This window comes from Aestuariivivens marinum (assembly GCF_022662175.1).
GTDB lineage: Bacteria > Bacteroidota > Bacteroidia > Flavobacteriales > Flavobacteriaceae > Aestuariivivens > Aestuariivivens marinum.
This window is the reverse complement of the sequence record NZ_JAKMCR010000002.1, coordinates 50,680-75,104: the sequence shown is the minus strand read 5'-3', so window position 1 is coordinate 75,104 and position 24,425 is coordinate 50,680. Positions and strand designations below refer to the sequence as shown.

Sequence of the window (24,425 nt, the reverse complement as noted above, 5' to 3'; positions counted from 1 at the left end):
CATTTAAACAGTAAACTAAAGTCATGCTTAAAAAAGTCTTTGGAAGTGCTGTTTTTGGTGTCGATGCAACTACAATCACCGTAGAGGTTAATGTTGATACGGGTATTGGGTATCATTTGGTTGGCTTGCCCGATAATGCCATAAAGGAGAGCAACTACCGTATTGCGGCAGCCTTACAGAATAATGGTTATAAAATTCCTGGTAAAAAGATTATCATTAATATGTCCCCAGCCGATTTGCGCAAAGAGGGTAGTGCTTACGATCTTACCTTGGCCATAGGTATTTTGACAGCTTCGAAACAGATACAAGCAGAATACTTAGAAGATTATTTAATTATGGGAGAACTTTCGCTTGATGGTAGTTTACAACCCATAAAAGGGGCATTACCCATTGCTATAAAGGCTAGGGAGGAAGGTTTTAAGTATTTTATTTTACCTAATCAAAATGCTAAAGAAGCAGCCATAGTAAATGAATTAAAGGTTTATGGTGTGGATAATATTAAACAGGTCATTGATTATTTTGATAAGGGAGAGCAATTGGAACAAACCATTATCAATACTCGAGAGGAGTTTTATAAAAATTTGGAATTTCCTGAATTCGATTTTGCCGATGTTAAAGGACAGGAAGGTATAAAGCGATGCATGGAAATTGCAGCAGCTGGAGGACATAACATTATTTTAATTGGACCTCCCGGAGCAGGGAAAACTATGTTGGCCAAGCGCTTACCTAGTATTTTGCCGCCCATGACACTTCATGAAGCTTTAGAAACTACCAAAATCCATTCTGTAGTTGGAAGGGTTAAGGAGCATACAGGATTGATCGCACAACGGCCGTTTAGAAGTCCGCATCACACGATTTCAGATGTTGCACTTGTGGGAGGAGGGGCGTTTCCACAACCAGGAGAGATTTCACTATCGCATAATGGTGTCTTATTTTTGGATGAACTCCCGGAATTTAAGAGAAGTGTACTGGAAGTATTGCGTCAACCTTTAGAAGATCGTGAAGTCACCATTTCCAGAGCCAAGTTTACGGTCACTTATCCGTCGTCCTTTATGTTGGTAGCGAGTATGAACCCCAGTCCCGGAGGTTATTTTAACGACCCCGATGCGCCTGTAACTTCAAGTCCTGCAGAAATGCAACGGTATTTGAGTAAGATTTCAGGTCCTTTATTGGATCGGATTGATATTCATATTGAAGTAACACCTGTTCCATTTGAAAAACTTTCAGAAGACAGAAGAGGAGAAACCTCGGTAGACATTCGAAAACGGGTAACAGCAGCTAGGGAGATTCAAAGCAAACGTTTTGAAGAAAGTGATAACGTGCATTACAATGCCCAAATGAGCAGTAAACAAATTCGTAAATATTGTGTTTTGGACGACCCCTCTAAACAACTGTTAAAAATGGCTATGGAACGTTTAAATTTATCTGCTAGAGCTTACGATCGCATTTTAAAAGTAGCCCGTACCATAGCGGATTTGGAAGGGGTTGAGTCTATTAGTGGTACACATATTAGTGAAGCTATTCAATACCGCAGTTTGGATAGAGAAGGGTGGTTGGGATAATGCATTTACCCTTTCTTAAGACATTTTTTGTGCTTAGATTATTTTAATTAATGTGATTTCGGATATTTATTATATTAAGAAATAAACCCAATTGTGTTTATGCCTTTGTTTAGCAATAGAAACTGAACACAAAAACCAAACAATAATGAGAATTTTATCAATTATAATACTATATTCATCCATTTGTTTTACTGGTTTTTCTCAAGAATCAAAAATAGAAGAGAAAGAGGAGATCAAAAATGTGATTAACCAGTTTTTTAAAGCAATAGAAAAGAAGGATTCGATTTTAATGCGCTCTACAATCTTGGGTGATGCTCAAGTTTGGAGGCGACGATCTAACAACGAAGGACTTCCCAAGATTGACTTCCGCTTTTCTAAAGATTCTACTCCAACGATGTCTTCCTGGCCAGATATGAAAGAAATTGCCCTGGACTATGACATTACCACCAACAATGAAATTGCAGTAGCTTGGATACCATATGAATTTTGGATAGACGATAAATTTTCACATTGTGGAATAGATGTTTTTACCTTATTTAAAAAAGACGGGGAATGGAAAATCATAACATTAGCCTATACTGTCGAAAAAGTAAATTGTAATCAAATAAACCGAAAAAATTAAGTGATTGACAAAAATAGTAATAGCCAAATTAATACTCTAAATATTGGAAGCTGAAAACACTTCTAAAAAATCAATATATTATCGCACCAATACGAATTACCGTTAGAATACCTATGTGTATTTTTGGCTACCTTAATATTCGTTATAACTTTATATACAACTGCATAGACTACCAAGAAACACAATGATAACAAAGTAAAATGTTTTTTGATATTTGCTAGAGTGTCTATGCCAAAATAAATTTATATAGTTTGTTTGGGATGAGATAAGTTCTTTTTTTTCAATTTTGAGATAATAAAACTTATATTGGTGCCAATATTTGTAGACAATCTTAAAGAAAATGAATAAACTCCTAATAATTTCCTTATTAACAATTTTTAGCTGTAACCCTATTAAAAAAGAGGAAAAATCAATTGAAAGAACACCAAAAATTGAAATAGCTGAAACTCCTGTTTTAAATTTAGAACAGGCCAATCGCTTGGCAGAACTCCCTTTAAACTGTATCAATACCGAATATCCAAACAAATTGTCGCAAACTATTGGGAGTGATACAGATTTGTTACCACCGCGCACTTTACATCCTGCTTTTTATGGTTGTTTCGATTGGCATTCGGCAGTACATGGGCATTGGAGTTTGGTGAGCCTGCTAAAACAATTTCCCAATATCGATCATGCCGAGGAGATAAAACAACTGTTGTTGAATAATCTATCCAAAGAAAATATAGAAGCCGAAGTGGCCTATTTCCAAGGAGCGTTCAACAGTTCTTATGAGCGTACTTACGGTTGGGCATGGTTGTTGAAATTGGCAGAAGCAATACATACATGGGATGATGAAGCGGCCAGAACATTAGAAAATAACCTGCAACCCTTAACCGATTTACTTGTTGAAAAATACATCGAATTTCTACCCAAGTTAAATTACCCTTTACGAGTTGGAACTCATACTAATACGGCATTTGGTTTGTCCTTTGCATACGATTACGCTCAGAGCTTAAATAACAAGGCACTAAAAAATGCTATTACACAACGCGCCAAATACTTCTTTTTAACTGACAAGAATTGTCCCATGACATGGGAGCCTAGTGGAACTGATTTTTTATCACCCTGCTTGGAAGAAGCTGCTTTAATGAAAAGAATTCTGCCAAAAGAGGAATTTAAAACATGGCTTCATACTTTTTTACCAGAGTTAAAGGATATAAATTACACCTTAGAAGTGGGCTTGGTTTCCGATAGAACCGATGGGCATTTGGTGCATTTAGATGGAGTTAATTTTTCACGAGCATGGAGCTTATATAAAATAGCGGAAGGTTTGCCGGAATATGAACATTTAATGAATATAGCCAATCATCATATAAACTATTCCTTGCCTAGTATTTTTGGTGATAGTTATGAGGGTGGCCATTGGTTGGGAAGTTTTGCAATATATGCCTTAAATGCTGTGGACAATGATTAAGAACTGGTTTAAAAACATAGGTCCAGGTCCTTTAATAGCTGCTGCTTTTATTGGCCCAGGTACAGTGACCGTTTGTACCTTGGCCGGTGTAGGTTTTGGCTATGCTTTGCTCTGGGCTATGGTCGTTTCCACTTTGGCTACCATAATTCTCCAGGAAATGTCTGCCAGATTGGGTATTGTTTCACAGAGGGGACTGTCGGAAATTATTCGTTTGGAAATACAGAATCCTGTTTTAAAAATACTGACAATACTATTAACAATATCTGCAATTGTAATAGGTAATGCGGCTTACGAGGCAGGAAATATTTCTGGAGCTGTTTTGGGATTAGAGTCTATTTTTGGAAACCAAAGTTTTAGTATCAACATATTCTCATTTAATGCCTTAAGTTTATTAGTAGGTGTAATTGCCTTTGTTTTGTTGTATTTTGGTAATTATAAAATACTGGAAAAGTCATTGGTCTTTCTGGTGATTTTAATGAGTTTGGCATTTTTGTTTTCAGCAGTCATTACCAAACCGAATTTGATTAAAGTATTTGAAGGGACATTTTTACCTAATTTTCCAAAAGACAGTCTTTTAACGGTAATAGGATTAATAGGTACGACGGTAGTGCCATATAACCTGTTTTTACATGCCTCATTGGTTAAAGAAAAATGGAACACGTCCCACGATTTAAAATATGCAAGGAAAGATACCATCATTGCTATTGTTTTAGGAGGTTTGGTATCTATGTCTGTAATCGTAGCCGCAGCTTCAATGCCATCTACTGAAATAAGAACGGCTTCTGATTTAGCTTTAGGCCTTGAGCCATTATTTGGAAGTTTTGCGAAACACTTTTTATCTATTGGACTATTCGCAGCAGGGATTACTAGTGCTATAACAGCACCCTTAGCAGCAGCGTATGTTGCTACAGGTTGCTTAGGGTGGAGCAGTAGCATGCATTCAAAAAAGTTCAGAGGTGTATGGATGATTGTTTTAATTTTAGGGATATACTTTTCCTCCTTAAACATAAAGGCAATTACAATTATTAAATTTGCCCAAGTAGCTAATGGAATGTTGCTGCCTGTAATAATTGGAGTATTGCTTTGGATGATGAACAAGAGCCATATTTTGGGTGTTCACAAAAATACTTTTTGGCAGAATGTTCTTGGTTTTGCCATATTAGCCTTAAGTATGTTGCTATCTTTAGTGGTATTTAACAAAGTATTTCAGTTTGGTTTGTTTTAAAACGGCAATCAGTCATTCAATTTCCACTAATCTTTTGACCATAGAATATGTCAGTATCTAATAACTTATTAACTTAGTTGTCAATAACCAATATTAAGACCTTTGAATAATCTAATCATTGATATTAATGCTGATGTAGGTGAGGGCATTGATAATGAAGCCCAATTAATGCCACTTTTATCGTCCTGTAATATAGCCTGTGGTGGCCATGCAGGGAATAATGATACCATGATAAAAGTTATAGAATTGGCTAATGAACATGGTGTTAAAATAGGTGCACATCCCTCGTTTCCAGACAAAGAAAATTTTGGAAGGGCAGTAATGGATTTACCTTATACAGCTTTGTTTAAATCAATCGAAGAGCAAGTTTGTCAATTAATTAGTCATTTAGATGAAGCTCACATGAGCTTGCACCATATTAAACCCCATGGTGCACTTTATAATCTAGCTGCAAAGGATAAAAATATAGCCAAGGTTATTATTGAGCTTTTAAAAGGTTTTGCTTTCCCAGTATATCTATATGTGCCTTATAAGTCGGTAATTGCAGAATTGGCTATTAAAAACCATATACCTATTATCTACGAAGCTTTTGCAGACAGAAATTATAATGATGATTTAAGTTTAGTATCCAGAAAAGAGACAAATGCATTAATTAATGATGAAGAAGCATTATTTGATCATGTTTATGGGATAGTAAAGCATAAAAAAGTAAAGACTGTTTCAGGGAAACTAGTCCCCATACAAGCTCATACATTTTGTGTGCATGGTGATAACCCAAAAGCCGTTCAATTATTAAAAAGTTTAAGAAGTAGATTAGAAAACCAGCAGATTCAAATTTTTTGATATCATATCATTTATCATACAAGCGTTTTGGGCAACAGGCCATACTTATTGAATGGCCAGCGGTTATTGATGAAAAAATTTTAAATGATCTTTTAAGTTTTAAACAGAAAATTATTGAACACTATGTTGATTTATCAGTTTACATAAACCACGCATATAATTCATTATTAATTAATTATGAGTTTGTTGATTTTGATTTTGGCAAAGAAATAGTTATCCTTCAAAAGCTTTATGAATCCAATAAAATTGAAGGTAAATTAAGCTTAAAAATTTGGAAGGTACCTGTTTGTTACGATGCAGTATTTGGTATTGATTTAAAAGTGCTTTCAACAACAAAAAATATGACTTTTGAACAGATTATAGAGTGCCATACCAAAGCTGCATACACTGTTTACTTTATAGGTTTTTTACCAGGCTTTTTATATTTAGGAGGGATGGATGAAAGACTGTATGTACCAAGAAAACCTAAGCCACGATTACGTGTTAAAAAAGGAGCGGTGGCTATAGGTGGTATGCAAACAGGGGTTTATCCATCTGAAAGTCCTGGTGGTTGGCATATTGTAGGTAATACACCTATTAGTTTTTTTGACGCCTCGAAATCAAAACCCTGTTTTGTTAAAGCGGGTGACAAAGTACAGTTTGTTTCAGTTAGCCTCAAGGAATATAGTGATATTAAAATTCTTGTAGATGAAGGGGTCTATTTTTTAGAAAGTGAGGTGCTATATGATTAAGGTGTTGCAATCTGGTTTTTATTCTACCATTCAGGATTTTGGTCGATATGGTTATCAAGATTATGGAGTGCCATATTCAGGTGTTATGGATCGTTATGCTTGTACTATGGCTAACACATTACTAGGAAACCCTAAAGAAGCTCCTGTGCTAGAAATAACCATGACGGGGCCAACCTTGGAATTTTGTGTTTCAACCATGTTTTGTGTTTCTGGAGCCGAAATAAATCCAACATTAAATGGAAGCACAATTAAAAACAATAAAGCTATAGCAGTAAAAGCTGGGGACATTTTAAGTTTTGGAAAGCTTATTAACGGCTACCGTGCATATTTGGCTGTTTTTGGAGGTTTTCAAACCGAATATGTTATGGATAGCTATAGTATGTACAAGGGAGTTACGACAAACACTTCTATTGTTAAAGGTGACGAACTGGAGATAGAAGCTATGACATCGCCAACCAAAAACCACCATGCGGTGTTGCGGGTTAACACTAGCTATTTAACAGAAAAAAATCTTCCTGTTTTTATAGGTCCAGAGTTTGATAAACTTACTGAAAGTCAACAGAAGGTATTGTTAACTAAGATTTATACTGTTTCAAAAAACAATAATAGAATGGCCTATCAGTTAGAGGAACTTCTTGAGAATATGTTAGAGCCCATTACAACATCACCAGTGCTTCCAGGAACCGTACAGTTAACCCCTTCCGGGCAATTAATAGTTTTAATGAGGGACTGTCAAACCACGGGTGGATATCCAAGGGTTTTGCAGTTGAAAGCATCGGCTATAGAAATATTAAGTCAAAAGTTGACAGGGGAACCTGTTGTCTTTAAATTGATAAAAATGTAAGCTTTTCATTGTTTTTCAAGAGGCATTTTTAAGTACCCAATACGTGTGATATGAATAAAACAGTTGGTTTTTTAGTTTTAGTATTTTCATTTATAGCTTGCAAAGAGGATAAATTACCTGATGCCAATGTGATTGTAAATAAATCGATTGAAGTCTCTGGAGGAGAACGTTTCCAGCATTCTAACATAGCTTTCGATTTTAGAGATAGACATTATGAGGCTATTAGGGACAATGGTTATTTTTTATTAACGCGCACTACTATAAATGAATCAGACACCATTGTGGATGCTTTGGATAGCCAAGGTGATTTAACGAGATTTATTAATGGAAAAAGGATTGTCTTGCACGATACAATGGCATTAAAATACAAATCTTCTGTAAATGCAGTTCATTATTTTTCTGTATTACCGTATAGGTTGAATGATGCTGCAGTAAATAAAATGTATTTAGGAAAAACAACAGTTAATGATTCTGAATATCACAAGATAAGGGTCACTTTTGATAAAGAGGGTGGTGGTGAGGATTTTGATGATGTTTTTGTTTATTGGATAAATATAAATACTTATAAAGCAGATTATATAGCGTATTCTTATGCCGAGACGGATGAAATAGGATATCGTTTTAGAGAAGCTTATAACGAGCGTTTTATAGATGGTATTCGGTTTGTAGATTATAATAACTATAAGCCTAGAACAAACGTGGATGGAGTTGAAATAATGGACCGTTTGTTTCAGCAAGGTCAATTGGAACTGCTTTCAAAAATAGAGTTAAAGAATATTTTAGTGAATTGATTAAAGGATCTCATGTGTAAGCTAAATACCAAGCAATGCCTTTGTATATTATGTGTTTTAATGGAATATTACTATAAATTCAGACCATTGAAAATTATGCTAGTTCTAGTGCAATTTCGATCATTTCCTTAAAGGTGGTTTCACGTTCTTTGCTTGTACATCGTTCACCTGTAACCAATGAATCTGAAATCGTTAAAACAGAAAGGGCATTTACATTATGCTTTGCTGCAACTGTATATAATCCCGCAGTTTCCATTTCTACACATAGCACCCCAAATTTTGACCATTTTTTATAGGATTCGAAATCATCGGCATAAAACTCATCAGAAGTAAATACATTACCGGCTTTAATATCAATTTGTTTTCGCTTTGCTGCCTCAACCGCTTTTTGAAAGAGTTCAAAGTTTGCTGTAGGAGCGTAATCGGCACCTCCAAAGCGTAATTCGTTAACGCCCGAATTTGATGAAGCGGCCATAGCCAATACAATATCCCTGATTTTTATTTGTTTTTGATATGAACCAGCACTACCAACACGTATTAAATTTTTAACATCATATTCAGTAATGAGTTCATGGGCATAAATTGAAATGGAAGGAACACCCATACCAGTACCCATTACAGAAACTGTTTTGCCATTATATGTTCCGGTATAACCAAGCATGCCCCTAATTGTGTTAAAGCAAACGGCATTTTCAAAAAAGGTTTCAGCAATCCATTTGGCTCGTAATGGGTCTCCGGGTAATAGAATAGTCTCAGCAATATCACCTTTTTTTGCTTCAATATGTACACTCATAGTTGGTTTTTGATTTCAGGTATAACGTTTCAAGTAATATTAATAATGTGAGGTTGGGGGTGTTCCGGAAATAATAGCAATACCAGATGAGGTGCCAATTCTGCTAACCCCTAAGTTTATGTATTCCAAAGCTGTATTGGTATCTTTAATTCCCCCAGAGGCCTTGACTTTAACAGGACTGGATTCTGCCAATTCCAACATTAATTTTACATCTTCAATTCTAGCACCTCCAGGTCCAAAGCCTGTTGAAGTCTTTATGAAGTCGGCACCACTTTGAATGGCTAACTCACTAGCTTTAATTATTTCTGATTCATCGAGATAACAGGTTTCTAGAATGACTTTCAAAATGTTATTGGGCATCTTTTGTTTTACTCCTTCAATATCATTTCTTACACCATCAAAATCTTTGCTTTTTAAAAAACCGATATTCATAACCATATCAATCTCATCGGCGCCATTTTTTAAGGCGTTTTGGGCTTCGTAAACTTTGGCTTTGGTTGTCATGGCTCCCAAAGGGAAACCTATAACACTGCAAACTTTTACATCTGAATTTTTAAGCTGTTCTTTAGCCATGCTAACATAACTGCTGTTAACACATACCGAATAAAATTTAAAACGCTTGGCTTCCTCACAAAGCTCAATAATATCTTCTTTAGTGGCAGTGGCTTTTAAAAGCGTATGGTCTATATAATCATTGAGTTGTTTCAAGTAAATTAGAATTAAAAACACAAAGTAACGGAAAGCTACTTGCATTGGTGTAATTACCCAAAGGTATTAACAATTATTAACAATGTAGTATAATGTAAAAAATAAATGCCAATTCAATTAGCTTTTAATAGAATTGGCATTTGTACTTATCTTAGGGTGATGACTAGATCTACGAGTATGAATGAGAAAGATTGTCAATCTCAACTTTTAACAGATTTGAAGTATCAACACGATGAGCACCGGTTTCTAGGTATTTCTTAGCCGTTTCCAAGCTGTTTATTCCACCAGAAGCGATAATTTTTATTCTGTTTTTAACGGTTTTTTTTATCATTTTGATACAGGTTAATGTCGCACCACTTTTGGTAAAACCACTTGAGGTTTTTATATAATCTATGTTGGTGTCCAAGCAAATTTCACAAGCTTTTATGATTTCATTTTTATTGAGTTCTGAAATTTCCAAAACTACTTTTAAAGGTACTGTTCCAATGGCAAGTTTAACATCTGTGATGTCTTTTAAAACCGAAACATAATTCTTGCTTTTTAAATAGCCTAAATTCATGACCATATCAATTTCATCGGCACCGTCTTTTATAGCTTTTTGGGCCTCATAGACTTTGGCTTCGGTTGACATGGCACCTAGTGGAAAACCAACAACAGTACATATTTTTACGCTTGTGTTGTTAAGTAGTTGTTTTGCCAAGGCGACATATGAACTGTTTACACATACGCTGTTTAATTGGTTGTCCTTGGCATCATGGCAAAAATCAATAATTTCCCGTTCTGTAGTTGTAGATTTCAAAAGAGAATAATCAATGTGCTTAAATATATTCATTGCTATTAAGTAGGTTTTTTGTTTATATCATCTATAGAATGATGTATAAACGGTTTAACAATTTGGAGGGAGATGTAGAGCTTTGAGCTTTACGTTAGAGCTAAGTTAATAAAACAAATTGCTGTTGCAAGTGCAGAAGGTATGCTGTTTATCGATTATTTTCATGACTACCGTTTAACTTGTTTGTTTTCAAAATATTGCAGTTGGTCAAGGTTATGTGTATTTTATCGAAAATATTAATTTGTTTATCGATAAAAAAAGAAAAGCAGCGTTTGTATTATTAAAAATTTACGCTACTTTTCAAACTAACCAATCAATTAATAGACTGTACTTTGAGTTTTTTGTTACAGACTTAAAAACTATTATACTTTGGTAACCAAGTCACTTTGGTTTCTAAACACCAAGTGATCATCAAAAGCATCCAATAATATTATGCTATCCGTTGTTACTTTTCCGGATAATATCTCTTTACTCAATGCGTTTAGCACTTCCTTTTGTAAAACACGTTTTACAGGACGTGCACCATATTCTGGGTTATACCCTTTATCGGCTAAGTAAGCAATAGCCTCTGTTGTGGCATCAAAGGTAATGCCTTGTTGGCTTATTATTTTAGTTATTTGTTTAAGCTGTAAGCCCACAATATCTATAATATTTGCTTTGGTAAGCGGTGTAAACATAATAATATCGTCTATACGGTTTAAAAACTCTGGTCTTACGCTTTGCTTTAATAATCCTAACACATCAACTTTAGCAGATTCTATAGCTGACTCAATATCTTTTGTGGCTTCAAAACGCTCTTGTATTAAATGGCTTCCAATGTTTGAAGTCATAATAATTATTGTGTTTTTGAAATCAGCAACCCGACCTTTATTATCGGTTAAATGGCCTTCATCCAAAACTTGCAATAAAATATTAAAGGTATCCGGATGAGCCTTTTCAATTTCATCCAATAGCACTACCGAATAAGGTTTGCGTCTAACGGCCTCTGTAAGTTGACCGCCTTCATCGTAACCTATATATCCCGGAGGAGCTCCCACCAATCTGCTTATGGCATGACGTTCTTGATATTCACTCATATCAATTCGGGTCATAGCATTTTCGTCATCAAATAAGTATTCGGCCAAAGCTTTAGCCAATTCAGTCTTTCCTACCCCAGTTGTTCCTAAAAACAAGAATGTTCCTATTGGTTTTTTTGGGTTTTGTAAGCCCGCACGACTTCTTCTCACAGCATCACTAACGGCTTCAATGGCTTCCTCTTGTCCCACTACGCGTTTGTGCAATTCATCTTCCAGTTTTAATAATTTGTCACGTTCGCTCTGTAACATTTTGGTAACAGGAACGCCTGTCCATTTGGCTACGACTTCGGCAATATCATCATAAGTGACTTCTTCTTTAATCAAAGCATTTTCAGATTGCTCCTGAAGTTGTTTTTGAAGAGTTTCTAATTGCTCTTGGGCTTCCTTGATTTTGCCATAACGCAATTCAGCCACTTTGCCATAATCGCCTTCTCGTTCTGCTTTTTCGGCTTCTAATTTATAGTTCTCAATATCTTGTTTTGTATTCTGAATGTTATCTACAACTTCCTTTTCACTTTTCCACTTGGCGTTTATTTCGTTGCGATGTTCTTTGAAATTCGCTAAATCGGAACGTAATATTTTTAATTTGGCTTCATCTTTCTCCCGTTTTATGGCCTCAATCTCAATTTCCAACTGCATGATTTTCCTGTCCAAAACATCCAGTTCTTCTGGTTTGGAGTTAATTTCCATACGCAGTTTGGAAGCGGCTTCATCCATTAAATCGATGGCCTTATCGGGCAAAAAGCGATTGGTTATGTAGCGTTGCGATAGTTCTACAGCCCCAATAATGGCCTCATCCTTAATACGTACTTTATGGTGTGTTTCGTATTTTTCTTTTATGCCACGTAAAATGGAGATAGAACTTTCGGTATCGGGTTCATCAACCATTACTTTTTGAAAGCGACGTTCCAGTGCTTTATCTTTCTCAAAATACTTTTGGTATTCATCCAAAGTGGTAGCACCAATGGCTCTAAGTTCTCCCCGTGCCAAGGCAGGTTTTAGAATATTTGCGGCATCCATAGCGCCTTGTCCACCACCTGCACCTACCAAAGTATGTATTTCATCAATAAAGAGTACTATATCGCCTTCGCTGGTGGTTACTTCCTTGATTACTGCTTTTAAACGTTCCTCAAATTCCCCTTTGTATTTGGCACCAGCAATTAGAGCACCCATATCTAAAGCGAATATTTGTTTTTCCTTTAAGTTTTCAGGAACGTCGCCATCTACAATCCTATGGGCCAACCCTTCTGCAATCGCCGTTTTACCAGTACCAGGTTCACCCACCAAAATGGGGTTATTTTTGGTACGACGGGATAAGATCTGAAGGATCCTTCTTATTTCTTCATCGCGACCAATTACAGGATCTAATTTTCCATCCTTAGCTAATTGATTTAAATTTTTAGCATATTTTTTAAGAGAATTATAAGTGTCTTCCTGACTTTGTGATGTAACGCGATCACCCTGTCTAAGTTCATTGATACTTGAATTTAAGGCTTTTTCAGTAACACCTAGGTCTTTTAATATTTGTGATATCTTGCTGTTAGATTTAAATACTGCTAAAATTAAATGTTCGATAGATACATAGTCGTCTTTCATTTTTTTAGCAATAATTGAGGCTTCATTTAATGTTTTGCCCGTTTCCCGGGACAACATAAGTTCACCTCCAGACACTTTAGAAAAACTTTGTAATTGTTTATCCAATACCTGTTGAAGTATGACTATATTTACATTTAACTTTTTTAAAATAAAAGGTAATACATTTTCGTCCACTTCAAAAATACCTTTAAAGAGATGCTCATTTTCAACTTGTTGGTGTCCAAAGCCCTGTGCAATTTGTTGAGCTTGCTGTATGGCTTCTTGAGATTTTATTGTGAAATTATTTAAGTTCATAATATTATTTTTAGGTTCTTTATTGCTTATATTTCAATAACCTTACCACTATACTTTAGCAGACAAAATGTCTGTAAATAGGTGATTATTGCTGACTTTTGGTCAGTTTGTAAGCTATGGATATTTTTACGATTTATTCTTGAAAATGAACAAAATTAACCTACATGAATTTATTGTTATACATGAATCTCCACAGATTTTGGTTATTAAAGATGGTAATACAACAGTTCCATGTATCGCATGGTCAAATTCTGGAGGTTGAATTGAAAAATTTTATTTAAATTATAAGGTTATGAAGTATAGCTATCTGTTTGTATATGGTACATTATTAAGTAATGCCAATAATGACATGTCTCGGTTTTTATTGCAATACGCCAAGTTTGTTAGTAAAGGATATTTCTATGGAAAATTATATCTAATAGATTGGTATCCGGGTGCTATAGTAAGTATTAATAAGGATGATAAGGTTTTTGGTCATATTTATAAAATTTTAGATGAAACAACACTTTTTGAGACTTTGGATGATTTCGAAGGTATTGATGAACAATTATATATAAGGTGTTTACTTGATGTTTACTCTAAAAACAAAACCCCACATAATTGTTGGATTTATTTGTATAATCAGTCTGTAGCCAATTTGAAGCAAATTTTTTCGGGGGATTTTTTAAACCCTGAATATTGAAAGGAATTAAAAGTTTTTAAAAATATTATTTTTAATGTCTTCCCATTCCTCTTTTAAAATACCATAACAACATGTATTGCGTTTATAACCGTCAATCATTATAGTGTCTTTTCGCAATATGCCTTCCAGGGTGGCGCCCAGTTTTTCAATAGCCTTTCGGGATTGTAGGTTACGTTCATCTACACGAAATTCTACTTTGTCAAAATTTAACTTATCAAAAGCAAATTGTAGCATTAAAAATTTTATTTGCTTATTGAGTCCAGTTCCTTGAAATTCACGTCCAAGCCAAGTCCATCCTATGTGTAACACCTTATTTATCCAGTTTATATGGCCAAATCGAGTGCTTCCTGCATAGGCTTTTTTTTGTTTGTCATAAATTATAAATGGAATTGTTGTTTTATGGTAAAGGCCATCAACAGCTACTTGTACGTAATCTTTAAGAGCATCTGGAGTATCAATTTTACTAGGTGAAAATTGGATTAAATCCTTCTCTTGTGCAATATGTAATAAACGCTTGTAATTGTTCAACCCCAAGGGTGAAAGTCTTGCATGATTGTTTTCTAAAGTAGGAGCTAGCATGGTGTTTTATTTACAGCGTAGCACAAATATAAATTAGTTATACTTATTTATTAACTAGTCAGGGTGTATTTTGTATTTTTACCCAACACAAAAACGGTTTAAATGCAACTAACAAAAGAAATGGTTTTGCAACAAGCCAATGCCGCTTGTAAAAATACATTAATGGAAACCTTAAACATTGAGGTTGTAGATTTTGGTGAAGATTTTTTGGTGGCACGTATGCCTGTTACATCAAGAGTATATCAACCAGATGGCATCTTGCATGGTGGAGCTACAGTGGCTTTAGCTGAAAGTGTTGGTAGTTTTGCAACACATATATTTATAGATATTGAAAAGTATTTTGTTCGAGGTATTGAAATAACAGCTAATCATTTAAAGAGTATTAAGGAAGGTTTTGTTTATGCAAGGGCGACATTTGTTCATAAAGGTAAAACCACGCAATTATTGGACATTCGTGTAACAGACGATAACGATAATCTTATTTCTTTATGTAAATTAACCACTATTTCTCTCCCCAGAACTAAGTAATGACAACAGCTCTTTTTTTTGAACGTTTACAAGCACACTTCGAACGCAAGCTTCCTTTTGTGGTTTACAGAAAACCTAATGAAAACACGATTTATTCTATCTTACAGAATTCTGATGAGTTGTATTATGCCAATGATTTTACTGAAAAAGGTTTTGTTTTTTCTCCTTTTGACGATATTGACAAAACCATTTTAATACCACTCGAGGCTTGCGAAATTATATCACTTGATAATTTTCACTTTACCAATAAGGAAAAAGGAGTTATATCTTTATTAAAGGATATCGAAGAAAAAGAACAGCAACATCACATTGCAATTGTAAAAAAGGGTGTTAAAGAAATTAAAAAGGGGATTCTAAGGAAAGTCGTTTTGTCTCGAAAGGAGGTCCATAAGTTAATCAATCCAAATCCTTTTACCATTTTTAAAAAACTATTGAGCACTTATGTCAAAGGGTTTGTTTATTGTTGGTATCACCCTCAGGTAGGATTATGGCTGGGTGCCACACCAGAAACCCTTATAAAAATAGAAAATCAGAAATTTTCTGTAATGGCTTTGGCAGGAACACAGCAATATAAAGGAGTGAAGAATATTGTTTGGCAAAATAAGGAAATTGAAGAGCAACAATATGTAACCGATTTTATTACAGAAAACATAAAAACATATGTTATTAATATTTCGGTATCCAATTCAGAAACAGTGAAGTCAGGTAATTTATTACACTTAAAATCGACTATTACTGGAACCTTAAACCTAAAAGACATAAATCTTAAACAGTTTTTAAGGAAACTACACCCAACACCTGCTGTTTGTGGAGTGCCTAAGCCAGATGCCAAAGCCTTTATCTTGAAGAATGAAAATTATAACCGAGAGTTTTATACTGGATTTTTAGGGGAATTAAATTTTGAAATGTACAGACAACCAAGAGCTGGAAAAAATAATATAGAGATAAGGGCTTATGCAGAAAAAAAATATACTATTCAACTTTATGTTAATTTACGATGCATGCAACTTAAGGATAGCAATGCTCTAATTTATGTTGGAGGGGGCATTACAAAATTGTCCAGCCCAGAAAGTGAATGGGAAGAAACGGTGTCAAAGGCCATGGTAATTAAAACTGTGTTATAGTTACTTAATTTATGTCTATTTCTTATTTTTGGGCATAGATTAAAAAGTAAATGATATATCCTAAAATTCCGCTGGCCCAAACAGTGGTTCAACTTTGCAAAAGCAAAGGCGTTAAACATATTGTAATATCACCAGGAAGTAGAAATGCCCCATTAACCATAGGTTTTACAAACGATTCTTTTTTTAACTGCTATAGTATTGTCGATGAGCGTTGTGCTGCTTTTTTTGCATTGGGTATAGCACAGCAGATGCAAAAGCCTACTGCGGTAGTTTGTACCTCTGGTAGTGCTTTGTTAAATTATTATCCAGCTGTAGCTGAAGCGTATTATAGTAATATTCCTCTGGTGGTTATTTCAGCCGATAGACCTAAACATTTAATTGGCATTGGTGATGGACAAACCATAAATCAAAAGAATATATTTGAAAACCATATTCTCTTTTCAGCAAATTTGAAACTTGATTTAAAGGATGAATATAATATTCCTACAAACGAAGAGTTGCCAATTATAAAAAATTTAGAAGATAAATTTGAACGTTTGTTAGGGCTACAAAAAGATATCCAAACTTTTAATGAGGAAGCTATTAATACTGCTATTAACGCTGCAGTTCACAAACAGGGTCCTATCCACATTAATGTGCCTTTTGATGAGCCACTGTATGAAACAGTTGATAAACTTTCGGTAACTCCTGAGCTTATCGAGTTATCGAACAAACGAAAACCTATTGAAGATTATGTAATTAGACAATGTTTGGAAGATTGGAACACAGCCAAGCGAAAACTGGTTTTGGTGGGGAGTAATACGCCAAACGCTATCGATCAAAAATGGTTGGACGAGTTGAGTGAAGATGAAAGTGTTGTGGTGATGACTGAGACTACTTCCAATATACATGGCTCTAGTTTTTTTCCAAGTATTGACCAAATTATCGCACCTTTAGATGATGATGAAAAACAGCAGTTGTGTCCAGACATTTTATTGACTTTTGGCGGATTGATTGTTTCCAAGAAGATAAAAGCTTTGTTGCGAAAATACCAACCCAAACAACATTGGCATATAGATATAGAACAGGCTAATGACACCTTTTTTTGTTTGAATAATCATATTGTTGCCACTCCCAACCAGTTTTTTGAAAACTTTTTACCCAAAATAACATATTATGTAAAAAGCAACTATCGTGATAATTGGACATTGGTAAAACAAAGACGCCTTAAAAAACATAAAGACTATTTGAAGCAAATTCCATTTAGTGATTTTATGGTATTCGATATTTTGGTTAAATCGTTACCAAAAAATATTATTTTACAATCGGGTAACAGTTCTACCATTCGTTATTTACAATTATACAATTTAAATAAAAGTATTGAGGTATATTGTAATAGAGGCACTAGTGGTATTGATGGTAGCACATCTACAGCTATAGGTTGTGCTACAGTAAGCGCTAAACAAACCGTATTTATTACAGGAGATTTAAGCTTTTTTTATGATAGTAACGCACTATGGAATAACTATATCCCCAAAAGCTTTAGAATCATCATCATCAATAACCAAGGCGGAGGTATTTTTAGAATATTACCCGGTAATAAAGATACCGAAAACTTTGATGATTACTTTGAAACTACACATAGTTTAAGTGCTATGCATTTATGTGACATGTATGGTTTTGACTATGCTAGTGTGTCTAATGAAACAGATTTAAAACAGGCTCTTGCACGTTTTTATTCAAGAAGTAAAATACCTAAATTGTTAGAGGTTTTTACGCCAAGACTTATTAATGATAAAGTGTTGCTTGAATATTTCGAATTTATAAAGTAATTTAATCTTTAAATACCTAAAATACCTATCCAATATGAACAAAAGAGAAGAACTTATTGTTAAATACGCCTTCGATTTAAAGGAAAAATTTGATATTGATGCCGATATGGATTTATTGAGAAAAATAGCCATTGGTTTAGGTCCTTCGATTTATAACCCAGATTCCTCAACAGTTTCGAGCTCCGATGCTTCAGAATTGGAACGTGTTAAACACAACTTCTTAATCAAAAAGTTAGGGTTGAATGATGAGCCTGCATTAGATCAAGTTATCGCATCGGTTATAGAACAGTATGGACGAACCAACCGGAGTAAGTATAGGGTAGTGGTTTACTACTTATTAACTAAGTACTTTGGAAAAGAAGCTGCTTATTGAATTCGGTATGGATTTTAAAATGAATCAACCAACGTTGGATTTATTTTAGTTTTTCTGCCTTGATTTTTTCACCTTAACTCAGTTGAAATACATTACCTTTGCGGCATGATAAAATTAGGGCATTACAATACATTAGAAATATTTAGGGAAGCAGAACAAGGGGTTTACCTTGCTGATGAAGATGGCAATGAAGTATTGTTACCCAATAGATATGTGCCAGAAACATTTAAGATTTGGGACAAAATTGATGTTTTTGTGTATTTAGATAATGAGGAGCGTCCGGTTGCTACTACCGACAAACCTTTAGTAACGAGAAACGATTTTGCATTGCTTCGATGCAATGAAGTTACTTCATTTGGTGCTTTTTTAGATTGGGGTTTGGTAAAAGAATTGTTTTGTCCGTTTAAAGAACAGGTCTTTAAAATGAAAGCTGGTGGTTGGTATTTGATTCATTGCTACATGGATGAGAAAACCAACAGGCTAGTGGCGTCTAGTAAAACTAATAGATTTATAGATAATAAAGAGCTTACTGTTAGTCAGTTTGATGAAGTTGATTTGATTGTATCACACCCTTCTGATATTGGGATGAATGTTATTGTTAATAACATACACCATGGGTTAATCTATAATGATAATATTTTTAGGGATTTAAGTATTGGAGACAAGCTTAAGGGCTATGTAAAAAAAATTAGACCAGGCAATAAACTGGATATTGTCTTGAGCAAGGTTGGCTACAGAAGCATTGAGCCTAATGCAGACCGTATTATGCAAGAGCTTAATAATAATGATGGCTATATTAACCTTAATGATAAATCGGATCCGGAAGCCATTAAAGACTTGCTTCAAATGAGCAAAAAGAACTTTAAAAAAGCTGTTGGCACATTATACAAAAAACGTCTAATTGAGATTAAATCAGATGGTATTTATTTAGTTGAGTAATTCAGCTATTTTTTTTTCCAATGCTTGGCCCCTCAAATTTTTGGCAATAATTTTGCCTTCGGTATCCAAAATGAATGTCGCTGGTATAGAGCGAACATTATAAAGTTTTGCTATGGGGTCTTGCCAAAATTTTAGGTTAGATACGTGATGCCAAGTCAGTTGGTCATCCTCTATGGCTTTAAGCCACCTGTCTTTTTGCCCTTCCCGATCTAGTGAAACACCAATAATTTCAAGGCCTTTTTTATGATAGGTTTCATAAAGCTTAACCACATTCGGGTTTTCGCGTCGACAAGGACCACACCATGATGCCCAAAAGTCGATGATTGTTACTTTTCCTTTTACGTCATTTAAAGCAAGTGTTTGACCTTCTGGGGTAGGCGCACTAAAATTAGGTGCCATATTGCCTATTTGAGTTGCTTTTTCAGCTTCCATGATTTGCTTTTGGGCTGTGATAAAAGCTCCAATTTTATTACCATTCGTTGATGTTTTTAACGCTTGGGGTAAACTATTGTAAGCACTTTCAATTTGCTCAAAATTAAGCTGGCGGTTTTGAATCGCTTGATTAAGTATCAATACCGATAAATAAACATCCTTATTTTGGGTTATGTAAGTTATTGGCAGTTCGTTTAGTGTTTCTCTAGTTTGGGTTATTTCCTTTAGAATGGCTTTTTGGTCACGACTGTTTGAAGCTGTGGCCTTTTGGTAATTGGAAGTAAGTGTCTTTAGCTTATCTTTTAGACTATTTTCATTCTTAAAATAACGTTGATAGGCTTCATTATTCGCCGTACCACTTATTTTTGAGGTCAACAGGCTATCTTTTTCAATGTATATATAAATCTCTCCATTTTCAATAATAACAGGCAAAAAACCTTCATAACCATTAATTGTTAGTAGTTCCAAGCTAGGTTCATCTCTTTTACCCTGAAACGAGAACTTTTCATCTATAACTATGGCAGTATCTTTATTAATTAAACGTCCGCGTTCATCCTGAACCTTTAAATAGGCACGCATGCCATTATAAATACCAGGAGCATGGACTTCAATACTATAGCTGTCTTTAAAAGGCTTTTGGTTTTGACAAGAAAAAAATAGTAAGAAAAGTAGTAGGTAACTCAGTTTATTCATTATCTTTTTAAGATGTTTAATTGCTTGCTGTAGTTCGCCCAAATATAATTATTTTTGCGCTATGATACATCAAGATACCATCGTAGCATTGGCAACACCATCGGGTACGGGAGCTATTGCGGTCATTCGTTTATCGGGAAAAAATGCTATAACATTAGCAGAGGCTAATTTTAAGTCGGTTTCAGGAAAGCAGTTGAGTAAACAGGCAACACATACCATCCATTTAGGACATATTATAGATGGTGAAAAAACAATAGACGAAGTTTTGGTATCGGTATTTAAAAATCCAAATTCCTATACGGGTGATGATGTCGTGGAAATCTCATGCCATGGCTCAAATTATATTCAGCAGGAAATCATTCAATTGTTTCTTCGGAAAGGCTGTCGTATGGCTACCGCAGGAGAGTTTACATTACGTGCTTTTTTAAATGGTAAGATGGATTTAAGCCAGGCTGAAGCTGTTGCCGATTTAATTTCGAGTGATAATGAAGCATCCCACCAAATTGCCATGCAACAAATGCGAGGTGGGTTTTCTTCTGAAATTGCTAAACTGCGTGTAGAACTATTAAACTTTGCGTCGCTAATAGAGTTGGAGCTTGATTTTGCCGAAGAGGATGTGGAATTTGTAGATCGTACCCAATTCAAAGATTTAATCAATCGAATAACTTTTGTTTTAAAGCGACTCATAGACTCGTTTGCTGTGGGGAATGTCATCAAGCAAGGTATTCCTGTAGCGATAGTGGGAGAGCCCAATGTGGGGAAGTCGACTTTATTGAATGCCCTGTTGAATGAAGAACGCGCTATTGTTTCGGACATAGCAGGAACAACTCGAGATACCATTGAGGATGAAATTACTATAGGAGGTATTGGTTTTAGGTTTATTGATACTGCGGGTATTCGTGATACTCAAGATGTGGTTGAAGGTTTGGGTATAAAAAAGACCTTTGAGAAAATAGAACAGGCGCAAGTGGTGATCTACCTTTTTGAAGCTGATGTCATTTCGAACGATAGTGAGAAATTTCAAAACCTAAAACTTGAGATCCAAAAGATCAAAAACAAATATCCTCAAAAACCTGTAATTGTTTTAGCAAACAAAATTGATAAACTTGCAAAAGCTCAAAAAGAAGATTTAGAGATTACCCTGAGCACAGTCGAAGGGTCACACAGCCAATTTTTGTCGGCTAAAAATGGAATAGGTGTCGAAGAACTCAAAAATACCTTGTTAAGTTTTGTAAATACAGGTGCTTTGCGTAATAATGATACCATTGTAACGAATTCCCGTCATTACGATGCCCTATTAAAAGCCTTTGAAGAAATCAATAAGGTAAAGGAAGGCTTGGAGACTGGCCTTTCAGGGGATTTATTGGCTATTGACATACGACAGGCCTTATATCATTTTGGTGAAATTACTGGACAGGTGACCAACGATGAGTTATTGGGAAATATTTTTGCTAACTTTTGCATCGGGAAGTAAATTATGCTTGTTAAGCACATGTATTTGTTTAAAATGTGTTAATTATTAGGGTCTTGTTAATTAAAAATAGTCGACTTATAATTATATAAATCAAATTAAAAGACGTTTCTTTGCATAGTTGGTCAATATTATTATTTAGTAAAGATTTTTCCTTTCAGTTTAACTCCTTCCTATATTTTCTGGCTAACATCACTTTAATGTAATTGGATACTGCTTGTTTCTCTAGTTTTTAACTTGTTGTTGTTTTTTCGCATTTCAGTTAAACAATTTTAAACATTTTAAATACTATAATTATGAAAGAAGGAACAGTAAAGTTTTATAATAAGCTTAAAGGATTCGGGTTTATTGAATTATCTGACGGACAAGAAGATATTTTTGTACATCAAAGCGGGTTGATTAACGATATCAACGAAAAAGACAAAGTAAAGTTTGATATCGAACGAGGAAAGAAAGGGTTAAATGCAGTTAATGTTGAAGTAATAAGATAAACTTCAAAATGGCCTCTAAGAATTGTTAGAGGCCATTTTTTTAAACTATATACATGCTTGTTATAAAAGTAATTACAGGAGAAAATATTGAACGTACTTTAAAGCGTTTTAAGCAAAAAGTAAGAAAGACTAAACAACTAAGGACAATAAAGGACAATCAATATTTTATAAAAAAATCGACTAGAAGACGAGAGGAGGTTGCAAAGGCAAAATACAAAGAAGACTATGAACGGTCTAAAGAGATATAATTGTTATGAATGATTTGCATTTAGCGGTTTTAATAGATGGTGATAATGTACCTTCTGGATATGTTAAGGAATTATTGGAGGAAATAGCCAAATATGGAAACCCGACAGTAAAGCGGATTTATGGGGATTGGACAAAGCCTGGTTTAGCTAAATGGAAAAAAGTATTACTTGAAAATGCCATAACACCTATACAGCAATATGGGTATACAGTAGGCAAAAATGCTACCGATTCGGCCATGATAATTGATGCAATGGATATTTTATATTCTGAAAAGGTCAAGGGGTTTTGTTTGGTTTCCAGTGATAGCGATTTTACAAAACTAGCCATAAGGCTAAGGGAGGCTGGAATGATAGTTTATGGTATAGGCGAAAAGAAAACGCCAAACCCTTTTATAGTTTCCTGTGATAAATTTATTTATTTAGAAATATTAAAAAAAGAGACCGAACAAGATAAGTTGACCCCTTTGGAGGTGAAAACGCCTAAATCAAAGATTGATAAAATTACTCCAGCAGTCGTTAATTTAATTAAATCTACTATTTCTGACCTTGAAGATGACGAAGGTTGGGCTTTCTTAGGAGAAGTTGGAGCCTTAATTCAAAAAAAACAACCAAATTTCGATCCTAGAAACTATGGTTACCAAAAACTAACGCCATTTATTAAATCTATAAGTGATTTTGAAATAGAACCACGAAAAAACCCTAATAACAGACAGAAGCTTATTTATGTTAAAATAGTTCAACAATCTAATCTTTAATGAGGCCTCTTTAAATGGTTGAGGAAATTACAATTAGGGATAATTCTTCTCTAGGCACAAGTATTTAAGTGATATTGGTAAAATAAATTTGGTTTCAGCAGAAAGGGAAGTTGAATTACCAAAACAGATAAGAAATGTAAATGAATAAGCACTTAACGAGCTAATTATTGCCAATTTACGATTTGTTGTTTCAGTTGTAAAGCAATATCGAAATAGTGGTTTGCCTCTTTCCGATTTAATCACTAAGGGCAATCTAGTATTGTTAAAAGTAGCTAAGAAATTTGACGAAACACGAGGATTTAAATTTATTTCCTGTGCTGTTTGGTGGATAAGACAGAGTATTATTCAGTTGTTATCCCAAAATTCAAGAACTATTCGATTGACTCTTAATAAAATTGAAGTATTGGTAAAAATAAAAAAGGCAACTGTATTTTTGAGCAAAATCATTATAGAGAACTTACAATTGAAGAAATTTCAGAGATCATAGATGTTTAAAGAGAAGAGATAGAGCTTTGTATAATGAGTTCTGGGTACAGTACTTCTATGGATGCACCATTATCTGAAGATGAGAACCTAAGTTTGTACAATATTATAAAAACATTTATGTCTCTAAAACCAGATGCAGTACTGTTTATTGATTCACTTCATTACGTTTTAGAGGTTGTTTTTATTACACTTTCAGAAAGAGAATCAGAAATAATTGGACTTAATTATGGTATTGGTAATAGAAAGCCTACTAAGGCTATAGATGAAATACCAGAACTATTTGTAATTACAAGAGAACGTGATGGCCAAATAGAGTAATTGGCTATTTTATTAATAAAAGAAACTAGTAAATCACATTTATTAATTAAGTATTTGTAATTTATATTTATTCTAATTTTTTAGTGTTCTAATATAACTTCTTAATTTGTAATTAATTAGATTAT

Annotated in this window: 25 protein-coding genes and 2 pseudogenes; 21 read left to right on the top strand and 6 right to left on the bottom strand. The window is 34.4% G+C overall.

Annotated elements, in window-relative coordinates:
* Positions 1–23: 23 nt before the first annotated feature.
* From MR053_RS07530 to MR053_RS07495, 8 genes are all read left to right on the top strand, one after another.
* The gene (locus tag MR053_RS07530; protein ID WP_242131857.1) at positions 24–1,562 is read left to right on the top strand and encodes a YifB family Mg chelatase-like AAA ATPase; all 1,539 of its coding nucleotides are present in this window, start codon (positions 24–26) and stop codon (positions 1,560–1,562) included.
* 145 nt (positions 1,563–1,707) lie between these two features.
* Positions 1,708–2,184, top strand: a complete 477-nt coding sequence (locus MR053_RS07525; protein ID WP_242131856.1) for a nuclear transport factor 2 family protein — start codon at positions 1,708–1,710, stop codon at positions 2,182–2,184.
* A gap of 340 nt (positions 2,185–2,524) precedes the next feature.
* Positions 2,525–3,637 carry a DUF2891 domain-containing protein gene (locus MR053_RS07520; protein WP_242131855.1) on the top strand — a complete coding sequence of 371 codons (1,113 nt, stop codon included), beginning with the start codon at positions 2,525–2,527 and terminating at the stop codon, positions 3,635–3,637.
* Positions 3,630–4,862, top strand: coding sequence for an Nramp family divalent metal transporter (locus tag MR053_RS07515; protein WP_242131854.1), 1,233 nt, complete (start codon positions 3,630–3,632; stop codon positions 4,860–4,862). Before MR053_RS07520 ends, MR053_RS07515 begins: the two co-directional genes overlap by 8 nt.
* A 102-nt stretch (positions 4,863–4,964) precedes the next feature.
* Entirely contained in the window at positions 4,965–5,705 is a 741-nt protein-coding gene (gene pxpA, locus MR053_RS07510) for a 5-oxoprolinase subunit PxpA (protein ID WP_242131853.1), read from the top strand.
* Positions 5,702–6,436, top strand: a complete 735-nt coding sequence (pxpB, locus tag MR053_RS07505; RefSeq protein WP_242131852.1) for a 5-oxoprolinase subunit PxpB — start codon at positions 5,702–5,704, stop codon at positions 6,434–6,436. The genes pxpA and pxpB overlap by 4 nt, the downstream gene beginning before the upstream one ends.
* On the top strand, positions 6,429–7,280 hold the full coding sequence (locus tag MR053_RS07500) for a 5-oxoprolinase subunit C family protein (protein WP_242131851.1): 852 nt from the start codon (positions 6,429–6,431) through the stop codon (positions 7,278–7,280). Before pxpB ends, MR053_RS07500 begins: the two co-directional genes overlap by 8 nt.
* Positions 7,281–7,330: 50 nt before the next feature.
* Complete coding sequence (locus MR053_RS07495; RefSeq protein WP_242131850.1) at positions 7,331–8,071, top strand: DUF6503 family protein; 741 nt, start codon at positions 7,331–7,333, stop codon at positions 8,069–8,071.
* 94 nt (positions 8,072–8,165) lie between these two features.
* On the opposite strand, the gene deoD is transcribed toward MR053_RS07495, so the two are convergent.
* From deoD to clpB, 4 genes are all read right to left on the bottom strand, one after another.
* Entirely contained in the window at positions 8,166–8,864 is a 699-nt protein-coding gene (gene deoD / locus MR053_RS07490; RefSeq protein ID WP_242131849.1) for a purine-nucleoside phosphorylase, read from the bottom strand.
* A 39-nt stretch (positions 8,865–8,903) separates the two neighbouring features.
* Positions 8,904–9,572 (bottom strand): deoxyribose-phosphate aldolase, encoded by a 669-nt coding sequence (deoC, locus tag MR053_RS07485; protein WP_242131848.1) that lies wholly within the window; start codon positions 9,570–9,572, stop codon positions 8,904–8,906.
* A 169-nt stretch (positions 9,573–9,741) separates the two neighbouring features.
* On the bottom strand, positions 9,742–10,404 hold the full coding sequence (gene deoC, locus MR053_RS07480) for a deoxyribose-phosphate aldolase (RefSeq protein ID WP_242131847.1): 663 nt from the start codon (positions 10,402–10,404) through the stop codon (positions 9,742–9,744).
* A 362-nt stretch (positions 10,405–10,766) separates the two neighbouring features.
* The gene (clpB, locus tag MR053_RS07475) at positions 10,767–13,370 is read right to left on the bottom strand and encodes an ATP-dependent chaperone ClpB (protein ID WP_242131846.1); all 2,604 of its coding nucleotides are present in this window, start codon (positions 13,368–13,370) and stop codon (positions 10,767–10,769) included.
* A 292-nt stretch (positions 13,371–13,662) separates the two neighbouring features.
* On the opposite strand from clpB, the gene MR053_RS07470 reads away from it, so the two are divergent.
* Complete coding sequence (locus MR053_RS07470; RefSeq protein ID WP_242131845.1) at positions 13,663–14,052, top strand: gamma-glutamylcyclotransferase family protein; 390 nt, start codon at positions 13,663–13,665, stop codon at positions 14,050–14,052.
* A gap of 6 nt (positions 14,053–14,058) precedes the next feature.
* Here the strand turns inward: MR053_RS07470 and MR053_RS07465 are convergent, their stop codons facing one another.
* Positions 14,059–14,631 carry a GNAT family N-acetyltransferase gene (locus tag MR053_RS07465; protein WP_242131844.1) on the bottom strand — a complete coding sequence of 191 codons (573 nt, stop codon included), beginning with the start codon at positions 14,629–14,631 and terminating at the stop codon, positions 14,059–14,061.
* Positions 14,632–14,733: 102 nt separating this feature from the next.
* On the opposite strand from MR053_RS07465, the gene MR053_RS07460 reads away from it, so the two are divergent.
* From MR053_RS07460 to MR053_RS07440, 5 genes are all read left to right on the top strand, one after another.
* On the top strand, positions 14,734–15,159 hold the full coding sequence (locus MR053_RS07460) for a PaaI family thioesterase (RefSeq protein ID WP_242131843.1): 426 nt from the start codon (positions 14,734–14,736) through the stop codon (positions 15,157–15,159).
* Entirely contained in the window at positions 15,159–16,283 is a 1,125-nt protein-coding gene (locus tag MR053_RS07455; RefSeq protein WP_242131842.1) for a chorismate-binding protein, read from the top strand. The genes MR053_RS07460 and MR053_RS07455 overlap by 1 nt, the downstream gene beginning before the upstream one ends.
* A 50-nt stretch (positions 16,284–16,333) precedes the next feature.
* Positions 16,334–18,094, top strand: coding sequence for a 2-succinyl-5-enolpyruvyl-6-hydroxy-3-cyclohexene-1-carboxylate synthase (gene menD, locus MR053_RS07450; protein WP_242131841.1), 1,761 nt, complete (start codon positions 16,334–16,336; stop codon positions 18,092–18,094).
* 34 nt (positions 18,095–18,128) lie between these two features.
* Positions 18,129–18,467 carry a DUF2853 family protein gene (locus MR053_RS07445; RefSeq protein WP_242131840.1) on the top strand — a complete coding sequence of 113 codons (339 nt, stop codon included), beginning with the start codon at positions 18,129–18,131 and terminating at the stop codon, positions 18,465–18,467.
* Positions 18,468–18,572: 105 nt separating this feature from the next.
* Entirely contained in the window at positions 18,573–19,406 is an 834-nt protein-coding gene (locus tag MR053_RS07440) for a CvfB family protein (RefSeq protein WP_242131839.1), read from the top strand.
* Here MR053_RS07440 and MR053_RS07435 read toward each other — a convergent pair.
* Positions 19,395–20,531 (bottom strand): TlpA disulfide reductase family protein, encoded by a 1,137-nt coding sequence (locus tag MR053_RS07435; protein WP_242131838.1) that lies wholly within the window; start codon positions 20,529–20,531, stop codon positions 19,395–19,397. The two genes, MR053_RS07440 and MR053_RS07435, sit on opposite strands and share 12 nt — an antisense overlap.
* Before the next feature lie 61 nt (positions 20,532–20,592).
* On the opposite strand from MR053_RS07435, the gene mnmE reads away from it, so the two are divergent.
* The 7 genes and pseudogenes from mnmE (at position 20,593) to MR053_RS07410 (ending at position 24,300) form a co-directional block, all read left to right on the top strand.
* Complete coding sequence (gene mnmE, locus MR053_RS07430; RefSeq protein WP_242131837.1) at positions 20,593–22,005, top strand: tRNA uridine-5-carboxymethylaminomethyl(34) synthesis GTPase MnmE; 1,413 nt, start codon at positions 20,593–20,595, stop codon at positions 22,003–22,005.
* Positions 22,006–22,298: 293 nt separating this feature from the next.
* Positions 22,299–22,493, top strand: coding sequence for a cold-shock protein (locus tag MR053_RS07425; RefSeq protein WP_242131836.1), 195 nt, complete (start codon positions 22,299–22,301; stop codon positions 22,491–22,493).
* Between the two features lie 53 nt (positions 22,494–22,546).
* Entirely contained in the window at positions 22,547–22,741 is a 195-nt protein-coding gene (gene rpsU / locus MR053_RS07420) for a 30S ribosomal protein S21 (protein WP_223550440.1), read from the top strand.
* A 5-nt stretch (positions 22,742–22,746) separates the two neighbouring features.
* Positions 22,747–23,496, top strand: coding sequence for an NYN domain-containing protein (locus MR053_RS07415; RefSeq protein WP_223550442.1), 750 nt, complete (start codon positions 22,747–22,749; stop codon positions 23,494–23,496).
* 70 nt (positions 23,497–23,566) lie between these two features.
* Positions 23,567–23,644 (top strand): annotated as a pseudogene (locus MR053_RS14050) (sigma-70 factor domain-containing protein); the annotation flags it as partial.
* A 12-nt stretch (positions 23,645–23,656) separates the two neighbouring features.
* Positions 23,657–23,983 (top strand): annotated as a pseudogene (locus MR053_RS14045) (sigma-70 family RNA polymerase sigma factor); the annotation flags it as partial.
* Between the two features lie 32 nt (positions 23,984–24,015).
* Positions 24,016–24,300: a sigma-70 family RNA polymerase sigma factor gene (locus tag MR053_RS07410; RefSeq protein WP_242131835.1), complete on the top strand. Its 285-nt coding sequence runs from the start codon at positions 24,016–24,018 to the stop codon at positions 24,298–24,300.
* Positions 24,301–24,425 lie beyond the last annotated feature (125 nt).

Bases quoted from the DNA above. Each gene is read 5' to 3' on its own strand.
- MR053_RS07520 (WP_242131855.1), top strand. From the start codon at position 2,525: ATGAATAAACTCCTAATAATTTCCTTATTAACAATTTTTAGCTGTAAC.
- mnmE (WP_242131837.1), top strand. From the start codon at position 20,593: ATGATACATCAAGATACCATCGTAGCATTGGCAACACCATCGGGTACG.
- MR053_RS07445 (WP_242131840.1), top strand. From the start codon at position 18,129: ATGAACAAAAGAGAAGAACTTATTGTTAAATACGCCTTCGATTTAAAG.
- MR053_RS07470 (WP_242131845.1), top strand. From the start codon at position 13,663: ATGAAGTATAGCTATCTGTTTGTATATGGTACATTATTAAGTAATGCC.
- MR053_RS07495 (WP_242131850.1), top strand. From the start codon at position 7,331: ATGAATAAAACAGTTGGTTTTTTAGTTTTAGTATTTTCATTTATAGCT.
- MR053_RS07435 (WP_242131838.1), bottom strand. From the start codon at position 20,531: ATGAATAAACTGAGTTACCTACTACTTTTCTTACTATTTTTTTCTTGT.
- MR053_RS07410 (WP_242131835.1), top strand. From the start codon at position 24,016: ATGAGTTCTGGGTACAGTACTTCTATGGATGCACCATTATCTGAAGAT.
- MR053_RS07455 (WP_242131842.1), top strand. From the start codon at position 15,159: ATGACAACAGCTCTTTTTTTTGAACGTTTACAAGCACACTTCGAACGC.
- MR053_RS07440 (WP_242131839.1), top strand. From the start codon at position 18,573: ATGATAAAATTAGGGCATTACAATACATTAGAAATATTTAGGGAAGCA.
- MR053_RS07415 (WP_223550442.1), top strand. From the start codon at position 22,747: ATGAATGATTTGCATTTAGCGGTTTTAATAGATGGTGATAATGTACCT.
- menD (WP_242131841.1), top strand. From the start codon at position 16,334: ATGATATATCCTAAAATTCCGCTGGCCCAAACAGTGGTTCAACTTTGC.
- MR053_RS07515 (WP_242131854.1), top strand. From the start codon at position 3,630: ATGATTAAGAACTGGTTTAAAAACATAGGTCCAGGTCCTTTAATAGCT.
- MR053_RS07525 (WP_242131856.1), top strand. From the start codon at position 1,708: ATGAGAATTTTATCAATTATAATACTATATTCATCCATTTGTTTTACT.
- clpB (WP_242131846.1), bottom strand. From the start codon at position 13,370: ATGAACTTAAATAATTTCACAATAAAATCTCAAGAAGCCATACAGCAA.
- MR053_RS07500 (WP_242131851.1), top strand. From the start codon at position 6,429: ATGATTAAGGTGTTGCAATCTGGTTTTTATTCTACCATTCAGGATTTT.
- MR053_RS07460 (WP_242131843.1), top strand. From the start codon at position 14,734: ATGCAACTAACAAAAGAAATGGTTTTGCAACAAGCCAATGCCGCTTGT.
- MR053_RS07425 (WP_242131836.1), top strand. From the start codon at position 22,299: ATGAAAGAAGGAACAGTAAAGTTTTATAATAAGCTTAAAGGATTCGGG.
- deoC (WP_242131847.1), bottom strand. From the start codon at position 10,404: ATGAATATATTTAAGCACATTGATTATTCTCTTTTGAAATCTACAACT.
- MR053_RS07465 (WP_242131844.1), bottom strand. From the start codon at position 14,631: ATGCTAGCTCCTACTTTAGAAAACAATCATGCAAGACTTTCACCCTTG.
- MR053_RS07530 (WP_242131857.1), top strand. From the start codon at position 24: ATGCTTAAAAAAGTCTTTGGAAGTGCTGTTTTTGGTGTCGATGCAACT.
- deoD (WP_242131849.1), bottom strand. From the start codon at position 8,864: ATGAGTGTACATATTGAAGCAAAAAAAGGTGATATTGCTGAGACTATT.
- rpsU (WP_223550440.1), top strand. From the start codon at position 22,547: ATGCTTGTTATAAAAGTAATTACAGGAGAAAATATTGAACGTACTTTA.